10 protein-coding genes are annotated in these 12676 nt (G+C 47.6%); 6 read left to right on the top strand and 4 right to left on the bottom strand.

All coding sequences use genetic code 11. The annotated features are described in order from the left end of the window. The 6 genes from VIM87_RS10365 to VIM87_RS10340 form a co-directional block, all read left to right on the top strand. Positions 1–1918: thioredoxin domain-containing protein (locus VIM87_RS10365; protein ID WP_331996926.1), on the top strand; the 1918-nt coding region annotated here is incomplete at its 5' end. Between the two features lie 363 nt (positions 1919–2281). Next, on the top strand, positions 2282–3583 hold the full coding sequence (locus VIM87_RS10360; RefSeq protein ID WP_254639975.1) for an SUMF1/EgtB/PvdO family nonheme iron enzyme: 1302 nt from the start codon (positions 2282–2284) through the stop codon (positions 3581–3583). Positions 3584–3708: 125 nt separating this feature from the next. Next, complete coding sequence (gene gldL / locus VIM87_RS10355) at positions 3709–4446, top strand: gliding motility protein GldL (RefSeq protein WP_331996925.1); 738 nt, start codon at positions 3709–3711, stop codon at positions 4444–4446. 61 nt (positions 4447–4507) lie between these two features. Continuing rightward, positions 4508–6046: a gliding motility protein GldM gene (gldM, locus tag VIM87_RS10350; RefSeq protein ID WP_331996924.1), complete on the top strand. Its 1539-nt coding sequence runs from the start codon at positions 4508–4510 to the stop codon at positions 6044–6046. Positions 6047–6205: 159 nt separating this feature from the next. Next, positions 6206–7255, top strand: a complete 1050-nt coding sequence (gene gldN, locus VIM87_RS10345; protein ID WP_331996923.1) for a gliding motility protein GldN — start codon at positions 6206–6208, stop codon at positions 7253–7255. 119 nt (positions 7256–7374) lie between these two features. Continuing rightward, entirely contained in the window at positions 7375–7950 is a 576-nt protein-coding gene (locus VIM87_RS10340) for a DinB family protein (protein WP_331996922.1), read from the top strand. A gap of 122 nt (positions 7951–8072) precedes the next feature. On the opposite strand, the gene uvrC is transcribed toward VIM87_RS10340, so the two are convergent. From uvrC to VIM87_RS10320, 4 genes are all read right to left on the bottom strand, one after another. Then, a complete protein-coding gene (gene uvrC, locus VIM87_RS10335; protein ID WP_331996921.1) occupies positions 8073–9884 on the bottom strand; it encodes an excinuclease ABC subunit UvrC in 1812 nt (603 codons plus the stop codon). Between the two features lie 8 nt (positions 9885–9892). Beyond that, complete coding sequence (locus VIM87_RS10330; RefSeq protein WP_331996920.1) at positions 9893–10471, bottom strand: hypothetical protein; 579 nt, start codon at positions 10469–10471, stop codon at positions 9893–9895. Positions 10472–10744: 273 nt separating this feature from the next. After that, positions 10745–12034, bottom strand: coding sequence for a hypothetical protein (locus tag VIM87_RS10325; protein WP_331996919.1), 1290 nt, complete (start codon positions 12032–12034; stop codon positions 10745–10747). A gap of 159 nt (positions 12035–12193) precedes the next feature. Next, positions 12194–12676 (bottom strand): alkaline phosphatase family protein (locus VIM87_RS10320; protein WP_331996918.1); only part of this gene is annotated, 483 nt, incomplete at its 5' end.

Genomic DNA, 12676 nt, shown 5'->3' with positions numbered 1-12676 from the left:
TGGTTATGCTGCCTGCCACTGGTGCCATGTAATGGAGCGGGAAAGCTTTGAGGATGCCGCCACTGCCGGCATCATGAACGAACATTTCATTAACATTAAGATAGACCGGGAAGAACGCCCGGACCTGGATCATATTTATATGGATGCCGTGCAGGCTATGACCGGCGCGGGTGGCTGGCCCCTGAACGTTTTTTTAACGCCGGATAAAAGGCCTTTTTACGGCGGCACTTATTACCCGCCGGTAAAAGCCTTTAACCGCCCCTCCTGGAAAGATGTGCTGCTGTCACTGGCCCAGGCATTTAAAGAGCGCCGGGAAGATATTGAGCAGCAGGCCAATACACTTACAACACACCTGGCACAGGCCAACCAGTTTGGCACCCAAACAGCACTACTGCCGGGCATTCCTAAAGAGGAGCTGTTTACCCGGGAACAATGCGATACCATTTTCAACAACATACTTACCCAGGCCGATAAAACCTGGGGTGGTTTTGGCCGGGCGCCCAAGTTCCCCGGCACCTTTACCATCCAGTATCTGTTGCGCTACCACTACAGCTTTCAGGCGCCGGCAGCGCTGGAGCAGGCCCTTCTTTCGCTGGATAAAATGCTGCAGGGCGGCATTTACGATCAGCTGGGCGGCGGTTTTGCCCGTTACAGCACCGATGAAAAGTGGCTGGCCCCGCATTTTGAGAAAATGCTGTATGACAATGCCTTACTGATTGATACCCTTTGTGAAGCCTACCAGCTTACCCGCAATAAAATATATGCAGATACCATTACCCATACCCTGGAATTTATAGAAAGGGAGATGACAGATGCGCAGGGCGGCTTTTATGCAGCCCTGGATGCAGATTCTGAAGGGGTGGAAGGTAAGTTTTATGTATGGAGTAAGGCGGAGATAGAAAGCATCCTGGGAGAAAAAGCCCCCCTGTTCTGTGAATTTTATGATGTAACGGAAGAAGGTAACTGGGAGGAGCAGAATATTTTATGGATCCGCCAGCCCCTGGCCGCTTTTGCAGCAGAAAAGGGAATGGAGGAGGCCGCCTTGCAGGCTTTGCTGGCAGAAAGCCGCCGGCAATTAATGGCGGTACGTGACCGCAGGATCCGCCCCGGGCTGGATGATAAGGTGCTGCTGGGATGGAATGCGCTCATGATCAACGCTTATTGTAAAGCCTATGCCGCCTTAGGTAATGCCCGTTACCTGGAAGTGGCTACCCGGGCGGTGGATTTTTTGTGGGAAAATATGCGCCAACCGGATCATGACAGGGCGTTTTACCATACCTATAAAGCCGGTACGGCCAAGTACCCTGCTTTCCTGGACGATTATGCCTGCCTTATAAGGGCGCTCATTGCCTTGCAGGAAGTAAGCGGTAACACGGAGTGGCTGAACCGCGCGCGGCAGCTAGCGGAATTTGTGATCGAACATTTTTCAGATGAAACCGGCACTTATTTTTACTATACCATTCAGGATCAGCAGGATGTGATTGTGCGTAAGAAGGAGATCTACGATGGCGCCGTGCCCAGCGGCAACGCCCTGATGGCTGCCAACCTGCGCTACCTGGCCCTGGTATTTGACCACCGCGATTGGACTAACAGGGCGGTGGATATGCTGGGCCGCCTGGCGCAAACGGTGGTACGCTACCCTACTTCTTTTGGAATTTGGGCGGCGGAGCTTTTACAATGGGTAAAAGGCACCAAAGAATTGGCCATTGTAGGGCCGGAATTTAAGGCCAGAATGCAGGAGGTACACGAACATTATATTCCGTTCAAAGTGTTGCTGGGCGCGGAAAGTAACCAGCCTGGCATGCCCCTGTTACAGGAGCGGGAACAACCGGGTAAAACGCTGGTGTATTTGTGCGAAGATTATCATTGCATTAAACCCGTGTTTTATATAAAAGAAATCATTAATTTAATAAAATAATTAATTAACTTGCAGTACAATTAAAACATAAGGGGTGAACAATTGAAGAAATGGTGGCGAGTTCATATAATAAAATGTTAAAAATTGCGTTTAATGTAAGTGCCGTAGGAATGTATGTAGAATTGAAAAAGTTGTGCGAAAAGTAACTACGGATTAAAAATAATTATTACATTTGCTATCTTGCACCAATTTCGGATGTGGAAAACTATATGTCAATAAGTTTTTTAGAGATATATAGGCAACCGTCTGACCCTGGAAAAAACTGAATTAATTACCGGATGAAACGAGCATATTTTGTTGAATTTACAAGAGGAGAACGCCGCGAGTTCCATCTTACCTTTGAAAAAGACCTAAATGTTTCAGATGAAAGCTACCCTTATGAAGCTTAATTATTCAAGTGGTCTGTTCGCTGTATTGCTGGTAAGCCTGCTGGCGGCCAGCTGTGGTGGTAGTAAAACCCCCAAGAATGCACAAGGGCAACTGATAGGAGTGAGCCCCAGACCGAGGTATTTTCCTCCTGTACCTTATGGAATGGTGTATGTACCTTCCGGAACCTTTCACATGGGACCCAGTGACGAGGATGTGAACTACGCGTTCACCGCCCGTAACAAGTCTATATCCGTTTCAGGGTTCTATATGGATGCTACGGAAATCACGAATAACGAATATCGCCAGTTTGTGAACTGGGTGCGTGACTCTATAGCCCATATACTCATGGGACATGTGAAAAAAGATGGCGACCAGGATATTATCGACTGGAAACAGAAGATCAACTGGAAGGATAAGGCAACCTATGAAAAGATAGATGCCATGATCTACTCTCCGGAAGACCGCCTGTATAATAAAAAGGAGATTGACGTGTACAAGCTCCTTTACCACCAGGAATCCTTTAACTGGGATGCTGCCAAGCTGCGCGAGAACAAGGGTAAGCCCCGTTCTACGTTCATTGTAAAGAAAGATGTTCAGATCTATCCCGACACCTTGTGCTGGATCAGGGACTTCTCTTACGCTTACAATGAGCCTATGACGCGTATGTACTTCTGGCATCCTGCCTTTGATAACTACCCGGTAGTAGGCGTAACCTGGCACCAGGCCAGCGCGTTCTGCGAATGGCGTAGTAAGTTCTGGGATGACTACCGTAGCTCTAAGAACCTGTTCACGGAAGATAAGTTCCAGCTGCCTTCAGAAGCCCAATGGGAATATGCAGCGCGCGGCGGCAGGGAACAAACACCATACCCCTGGGGTGGTTATTATATCCGCAACAAAAAAGGTTGCCTGCTGGCTAACTTTAAGCCGGGCCGCGGTAACTATCCGGAAGATGGTGGTTTCTACACCGTGCGTGCAGATGCTTACTGGCCTAACGATTACGGCTTGTACAACATGGCTGGTAACGTAGCAGAGTGGACACAGGACATTTTTTACGAGAACTCATATTCTTTCACCTCAGATATGAACCCTTACCTCAGGATGGATGTGCCGGATGATGCCGCACCCAAAATGAAGCGTAAGTCAGTAAGAGGTGGTTCCTGGAAAGATATCGGTTATTTCCTGCAAACAGGTACCCGCTCTTTCGAATACCAGGATAGTGCTAAGTCTTATATAGGTTTCAGGTGTACCATAGCATTCCTGAGCCGTTCTAAGAATGACTTCAATAAGAAGAAGTAAAATTATTAGCCATGTATAGATTGAGAGACCTGACGATGATGTACACAGAAAGCAAATCTTTGAGCAATAACTATTCCTTAACAACAACTTTAACCTTTAACCAGATTAAATTTTAACCTATGGCTATGAATCCTAACAAGGCGAAATGGTTGAACTTTTTTGTATGTATTGCAGCCTCCGTGGTGATCATTGGAGCATTATTTAAGCTGCAACACTGGAAGGGCGCCGATATAGCCCTGATCATGGGATTGAGTGTAGAAGCACTGATCTTCTTTGTGTATGCTTTTGTACCGGACAGCTCTGCGTCTCACGCACCTGCTGAAGGAGTGGCCTATGCCGGTCATCCCGCAGTATCCGGATTAGACAAGATGTTACAGGAGGCCGACATTACGCCTGCTAACCTGCAACGCCTGAGTGAGAATTTCCAGAAACTGGGAACCACCGTGGACAAGATGAGAGATATCAGCGACGTGGTAGCAGCCACCGGTGATTACACTCAGAAAACAAGAGAAGCTGCCAGCGCAATTGGTAGTGTAGCTGTTGCTTACACCACCGCTGCATCTGCAGTATCTTCCTTCAACAGCGCATCTGAATCCACCAGGCATTTCCATGAGCAAATGCAGGGCATGACCAAAAACCTGGCTTCCCTGAATGCTATCTACGAACTGGAACTGCAGGATACCAATAACCACCTGAAGGCTATGAACAATTTCTACAGGAATCTGTTAACAACCTCTCAGGCTATGAGTGCCAGCGTTGATGATGCTAAGAAAACACAGGAACAGATCACTCTGTTAGCTAAAAATCTGAGCAACCTCAATACCATCTATGGTAATATGCTGAGCGCAATGCATGGAAGATAAGGTAGATCATAATTAGTTTTCACAATACAATCTAAGACAATCATTAAATCGAAAACGAACTATGTCACTACCAAAAGATCCAAGGCAGAAGATGATCAACTTCATGTACCTGGTCTTAACGGCCATGCTAGCATTGAACGTCTCTGCCGAAATATTAAACGCATTCAATATCGTAAATAACTCTATCAACACATCCAATAAATCAATCACTGATAAGAACAATATTACTTACGACCAGTTTGAAAAGCAAATGGCGGAGAATGCTGCAAAAGTAGGCCCGCTGCGCGCTAAAGCACAAGAAGTAAAGAAGCTTTCCAGTGATATGTTTACGTATATCGAGACTTTGAAAGAAACGATTATACGGGAAAGTGGTGGACGTGATGAGGAAGGGAATATCAAATCAAAAGATAACCTGGACGCTCCCACCCGTGTGATGGATAACCAGAAGAAAGGTCCTGAAATGGAAAAAGCGCTGAAAGAGCTGCGCGAGAAGTTCCTGACCTTCGTGGATCCTAAGCTCAGGCCTCAGTTTGAAAAAACGTTGCCTCTGAGAATAGAAGTAGGTAAATCATCCGGTGGACATGACGCCGGTGTACCTAAAACCTGGACCACTTACCACTTTAACATGGTGCCTACCATTGCGGCAGTAACCATCCTGGGTAAGTTCCAGAACGATGTGAAGAACTCCGAGTCGCTGATCATCGACGACCTGTTCCGCCAGATAGACGCACAGAACTTTAAATTTGATAAAGTACGTCCGTTCATCTCCCTGAACTCTAAGAACCTGATGGAAGGCCAGACACTGACTGCGCAGATCGCCGTAGGCGCCTACAGCAGCACTGTAAACCCTACCATCGTGGTAAACGGTCAAACCATCACCGCTTCTGAAGGCCTGGGTACTTTTACAATGCCGGTATCCGGCATCGGTGAAAAAACGATCGCCGGTACTATTACCCTGCCTAAACCTAACGGTGAACTGGAATCTTATAACTTTAATGAGACCTATAATGTAGGAGCTTCTACTACTTCAATTTCTGCTGATAAAATGAACGTGCTGTATATAGGGTTACCGAATCCTATATCCATCTCTGCCGCCGGTGTACCTGCTGAAAGCGTAAATGCTTCCATCAACGTAGGTAACATCCGCAAACAGGGTGCAGGTAATTATATCGTAACAGTAGCCAACCCGGGCCGCGCCATCATCAATGTGGTAGCTAACGTGGATGGTAAGTCCAAAAGCCTTGGCAGCAAAGAGTTCCGTGTAAAAATGATCCCTGATCCGGTACTGAAGGTAGGGGTGAATAAAAGCGGTATCATGAAAGCAGCCGACTTTAAAGTACAGGGCGGTTTAAGAGCTGACCTGGAGAACTTTGAATTTGAAGGTGTGAAGTATGATGTTGTGAGCTACCGTGTAGGTATTGAGGCCCGTGGCCGCGACTATGTAGAAGGTGAAGCTAACTCTGCTTACTTCCCCAGCAACGTAGTAAGTGCAGTACGTACCTTACGCGCCGGTGACCAGGTTTACTTTGATAACGTAAAAGTAAAAGGTCCGGATGGTATTGTACGAAACATGGGTAACACTTCGTTTAAATTAAACTAGACATAATTTTAGATTTACGGTTTACGATCCTAGATTTAATGGAAGAGCGGTGTACTGCCGGCTTTATTGAAATCTAAGATCGTAAATTCAGGATCGTAAGTATGTCCTGGATTAAATCTAAAATCGTAAATCTGAGATCGTAAATTTTAATTGCTTCTTATGCGATTAGTAATATTTAAAAGAATAACCTGGTGTGCCTTGTTAATGGTTATTATAGGTACAGAAGCGCAAGCGCAGCGCAGAGGTGGCAGCACCCGCCGCCGCACCGCTACTGATGCCTCTCAGCCGGCAACCAACACCCCCGACCCTAATGCAGTAGTGAACCCCGCTACCGGCAATTCAGTTGCACCGCCTGCAGCCCCGGCTACACCCGATGCAACGCCTTTACGCCCGGATGGCGTGGGTAGCCCGGTAGTAGATACCCCGCGCAAATCACTGCGTGTTGATGGTGTAACAACCAAAAACTCTGTAAGGGACCGTACGCCTATTGCTTACGACAACATCCGTGAAGATGATAAGTTCTGGGAAAAACGTATCTGGCAGGTGATCGACATCCGTGAAAAGATGAACCTTCCCTTCCAGTATAATGTGGAAGATGAGCAGGGGGTAAACCAGTTGTTCATTAACATATTACTGAACTCAATTAAGAATAACGAAGTACAGGCCTTTAACCCGATCGATGACCGCTTTAGCACGCCGATGACCTACGCTGAAATTCAAACAAAGACCAGCGGTGAGGAAAGAACGGTGCGCAGCATAGATCCGGTTACCGGCGAAGAGAAAATGGTAACTACCCGCGATGATTTTGATCCGCGTACGATTGTACAGTACAAGATCAAAGAAGTATGGGTGTTCGATAAGGAAGCCTCTGCTTTAAAGGTACGTATCCTGGGTATTGCACCGATGGTATCCCGTATCAATGAAGATGGCTCCCTGCGCGCTTCTATACCGCTGTTCTGGGTGTACTACCCTGACCTGCGCCCGGTGCTGGCAAAGTATGATGTGTATAACCAGAATAACGATGCCGCATCCATGAGCTGGGAAGACCTGTTTGAAATGCGCTTTTTCAACAGCTTTGTTATAAAAGAGAACAACGCGTATAACCGCGAGATCAAAGATTATATCAAAGACGGTACCATGCGCCTGCTGGAAGGCCAGGCTGTTAAAGACAAGATCTTTAACAAAGAACAGGACCTCTGGCAATATTAATAGCATAGCCTACATCACTATAAAAGAACTGCAAAGGTCACAAGGGTTGGTAACACACCTTGTGACCTTTGCGATTTTAAACCTGTATATTTGCCGGATAAACCCCAAATTTCCTCAACATGCCAGCCATATTTAAAAGTACTGAGCTGCTGGATCAACTGCAGTATAAGGTAAGCCGGCTCTTAACACAGGTAACAGAAGATCTGGCTCATTTACCGGCGCCCGTTTTACAATTACCGCCCGACCAGCATAAATGGAGCGCCATTCAATGCCTGGAACACCTTAACATTTATAGCCGTTATTATCTGCCGCAGCTGGCCAAAGCCATACAAGCTGCACAAGCCCATCAGCAAACAGCTACCCCGCAGTTTAAAAGCGGATGGCTGGGCAACTGGTTCACCGGTACTATGCAGCCCAAAGCCAATGGCAGCCTGCCTATGCGTATGCAATCCCCTAAAAGTGCACGGCCGGCCGCAACCCCTGATGTAACCAGCGTAATGAATGAATTTATTAGCGGGCAGCAGCAACTATTATTGCTGTTGCAGCAGGCGCACTCCGTAAACCTGGCAAAACCCAGAATACCCACCACTTTAAGCAAGCTGATTAAATTTTCCCTGGGAGATACCTTCCGTTTTTTTATAGCGCATGAGGAGCGGCACGTATTACAGGCACTGCGCGCGGTTGGACCCTGCTGATAATTAATAATGAATAATTAAGAATTAATAATCGTAGTGAAGTATAACAAGGGATGGGCGCAGCTTTTTATAGTAATGATTCCTCCGTGATTATTAATTATTCATTCTTAATTATTAATTACCTACGGTTGCCCGGGATGGAAATGCGCCCAGATCAGCTGGGCTTTGGCGGCGCCAACCTCTTTTACCAGCTCGTCTTTGGGCAGCTGTTTAATGCGGTTAACGGAGCGGAAGGTTTGCAGCAGCTGCGTGGCGGTATTTTCACCAATACCTTTAATGCTTTCCAGCTCATTCTTAAAGGTGCCTTTGCTGCGCTTTTGCCGGTGAAAAGTGATCCCAAAGCGGTGCACCTCATCGCGCACGCGGCGTATCAGCTTCAGGCTTTCACTGTTAAAGGGCAGCTTAATACTTTCTTTATCGCCGGGGAAAAATATTTCCTCCTCATTTTTGGCCAGGCCTACCACTGTCATGGAACCAATAAGGTCCAGCTCGCGAATGCTTTCCATAGCGGATCCCAGCTGCCCTTTACCACCGTCTATGATCACCAGCTGGGGCAAAGGCTGCTGCTCGGTTAACAGGCGCTTATATCGCCGGAAAACCACCTCTTTCATGGAGGCAAAATCATCAATGCCTTCTACGGTTTTTACATTAAAATGCCGGTAATCTTTTTTGGATGCTATCCCATCCTTAAACACCACGCAGGCGCTTACGGGGTAGCTGCCCTGGAAGTTGGAGTTATCGAAACACTCAATATGCGTAGGCAGCACCGGCAGCTCCAGGTCGGCCTGCAGCTGGTACAGCACCTTTTTCTTTTCCTCGTCTGTTTTACCTTCCAGGTGCAGGATCTTTTTCTTATACAGCTCTTCCTTAAAGTAGTTCACATTCTTCTCAGAAAGGTCCAGCAGCTTCTTTTTATCACCGCCTTTGGGTACGGTAATGGTTACATTTTCTTCCGGGAAATCAATGGCAAAAGGCACAATGATCTCGGCCGTCTGGCTTTTAAAGGCATCGCGCAGGTAAGCCATCGCGTATACCAGCACCTCTTCATCGGTTTCTTCGAGCTTCTTTTCCAGCGTAACGGTTTTGGTATCTGCAATGCTGCCGTTCAGCACCCGCAGGTAGTTTACGTAAGCATGGTTACCATCGCTCAGAATAGAAAATACATCGGCATGGCCCATGCGGTCGTTTACGATGGTAGAGCGGGCCTGGTAGGCCTGCAGGCTGGCTATTTTCTTGCGCAGTATCTCGGCCTGCTCAAACTCCATATTACCGGCGCATTGCTGCATTTGAGCGCGGAACATGTTCAGCACCGGGGTAAGGTTACCTTTCAGAATATCCTTTACCTGCTGCAGCCCGGCGCGGTAATCTTCTTCCGTTTGCAGGCCTTCACAGGGGCCTTTGCAGTTGCCCAGATGGTATTCCAGGCATACCTTGTATTTGCCTTTGCGCACGTTCTGTTCTGAAAGGTTCAGGTTGCAGGTGCGCAGGGGAATGTTATAGCGTATCACTTCCAGCAGCTCACGCACCCGCCCCACGGATGTAAAGGGGCCCAGGTATTCGGAGCCATCGCGGATAATATTGCGGGTAAGGAACACCCGGGGAAAAGCTTCGTGTTTTATAATAATGTAAGGATAGGTTTTATCATCCTTCAGGTTAATGTTGTACTTGGGCTGGAACTGTTTAATAAGCGAGTTTTCCAGCAAAAAGGCATCCTGCTCTGAGTTTACAATGGTAAACTCAATATGGTGAATGCTTTGTACCAGCTTGCGGGTCTTAAAGCTGTCGTGGTTCTTTACAAAATAAGAGCTTACGCGCTTGCGCAGGCTTTTGGCCTTACCTACATACAGCAGCTCCCCGCCTTCATCGTAATACTTGTAAATGCCGGCCTGTATGGGTATGGTATGTGATATTTGTGAAAACTCCGCTGCTGTCATTTTCCGGTTCAGTTTTTTGGTGCCATCAGCACTTTAACATCCAGCTCACGGGGCTGCAGAAAAGCTATTTTTTGCAGGGTGGTGATGCGGATGCTCTTAAGGTGCTGGTAAAACAGGTTTTGCTGGTATTCATACACCAGGTTGCGGGTACTTTTATGGATGTTTACGGTGGCAATACGGCCTTCCCTGTCCAGGTTCAGGATAATCTGCTGCGGGCTGGTGCCGGGCTCGCGGGCGGTGTACATCACAGCGCTGCTGCCGTTTATCAGGTCCGGGATGGTATCTGTACGGTAGGCATCCTGTAACGAGGGCTTGTTAATATCCACATCCATAAAGGGTTTTAACAGGTGATGCAGCTGTGTGCTGTCCGGCGCCAGGGTGCTGCTGTCCCGCTGCCCGTTCAGCACTACACTTTTATGCAGCTGCAACCCGCTTTGCTGCAGCAGGCCGGCCTCCTTTTCAAAATATGTTTTCAGATCGCTGTGCGTGCTGTTATGGTTAGCCGGCTGTTGGCGGCCGGGGTTACAGGCCAGCAGGATTATAGCTGTAAATGCTATATGCAGGCGCCTGTATGGGTTTATTTTCATGCCGCAAAATTACTAAGAAACCAGGTATCATACGTTTTTTAAACGGGCGTCTTGGCCTGTGGAGGCTTACAAAACAAATACGTATCAATGGCAGGGGCTTAAAAAAATAATGCGCCGTGAAAACGGCGCATCTGATGCATGAGCAAATCTGTCGAGAGCACTAAAAAACATAAAACGGATCACCCGATAAAAGAGTTACTCTTTTTCATAAATAATTATTAATTATATGCGTTGCCACACCGCTATGGTGCTTATTCTTATCAAGTATTCGTATTAATGTCGGGTATTCATGTTAATCCTGCTCAGGAACTTCGGCATCACCATGCTGCTGTAATCATACTGGTACAACCCGTCTTTTGCTGTTACCAGCAATACTTTCCCGGTAGGGATCACATCATACGCCTCAATATTTTTCAGCTGCTTTAAGGTGGTGATATTTTTCGGATCGCTGGCATCCATAAAGCGCAGCCCGTTAGTGCCTTCGCATATGAACAGCCTTTTACCATCTATCCCCAGGCCATAAGGGCTGGTCATGGGATAGGTTTTAATAAGGGTGGGGTTGGTCATATCCTTTATATCCAGCACATCCAGCTGGTTGGTATAACCGCCGCAAGGGGTACCGCCACGCAGGGTTACATAAGCAGTGGTATTTTCTGCCACCACGGGATCGCAGCTGTTTATGTGGCCAAAGGCGCCTTTCCTTTTGAGGTTCGTAGGTTCGCTGGCGTCATAAATGTACATGCCGCCGGTAGAGCCTATAAGCAGGGAGCCGTTAAAGGGGAAAATGGTTTCCAGGCCGCCGGCTACCGGCACTTCTACCTGTTTTACCGGGGCCGCAGCGTTCTGGATGCCAAACACCTGCAGGCTCCAGGCGCCTACTGTGTACAGGTAATTATTCATGAGCGCAAAGCGTGCGGTAGAGCCGCCTTTGCCCAGGGCCACTACGGACGATTTCTCGGCAGAGCTGGCGTTTAACGCAAACGACATGGCATCGTTCAGGAAAATAGGTCCGCTGCCTACTGTGCAGGGGGATTTTACTACCGTATCCCTGGTTGTGAAATCCACTATCATGCTGTCCTGGTGGTGGGTGCTATCTGCCCGGATGGCGTAATAGTTATATACCCGTTGCGGAAATACATTCTGCACACGGCTGTTTTCCTTTGCTGCCAGCGGATTGCTGATGTCTACCGCCAGCAGGTCCATGTAACTGTCGGCATATAGTATATTGCCGTTCACAGCCATATCCACATTGCCCGGGATGTTGATGAAGGCTACATTACTGGGGGCCGAGGGGTTGCTGTTATCAATAATGTGAATGCCTTTATTCAGCTCATTCAGGAAAATGTATTTACCATACAGGTATATTTTACCGGCAGTTTCAATGGGCTGTGGTCCTTCACTTTTGAAGGAGGCCCGCACGTTCTTCAGGGATTCATACACCGGGGTATAGATGGTATAGCGGTAAGTGGTATTGCAGTAGTCGTCCTTTTGACAACCGGCTATAGTGAGCATAGCTGCAACCAGGCAAGCTGCCATCAGCAGTTTGTAGAATACAGATCGCATAGGGGTGATGTTTTTGTAAAAGTAAAACGGGGGGAAGAGGGGAAAGTTACAGGCGGATGGGAAATATGCTAATGTGCTAATATGCTAATGTGCTGGTTGGGACAGAATGCAAGCATATCCACCAGCACATTAGCATATTAGCACATCAACACATTATAATTATACCAGCAGGTTGCCGGTCATTTCCTTCGGTACGGGCAGGCCCATGAAATGCAGGATGGTGGGGGCTATATCGCCCAGCTTACCATCTTTCATAGTGCCTTTGAAATCATTACTGATAATGAACAAAGGCACCAGGTTCAGGGAGTGCGCTGTATTGGGCGAGCCGTCGGGGTTCACCATAAAATCAGCGTTGCCATGGTCTGCTGTCAGGAACACGGTATAACCATTGTTCAGCGCAGCGGTTACCACCCGCTCTACACAGGTATCTACCGTTTCAACCGCTTTAATAACAGCTTGCCATACACCGGTATGGCCCACCATATCGGCATTGGCAAAGTTCAGGCAAATGAAGTCGGCCGATTTCTGATCAATTTCTTTTACAATGGTATCCGCTACCTGGAAAGCGCTCATCTCCGGCTGCAGATCGTAGGTGGCTACTTTAGGAGATGGGATAATCAGGCGGCGTTCGCCGTTAAATTC

It is taken from the genome of Chitinophaga sp., from assembly GCF_036569125.1.
GTDB lineage: Bacteria > Bacteroidota > Bacteroidia > Chitinophagales > Chitinophagaceae > Chitinophaga.
Note: the sequence above shows the minus strand (reverse complement) of the source record. Positions and strands in the feature narration are given on the sequence as shown.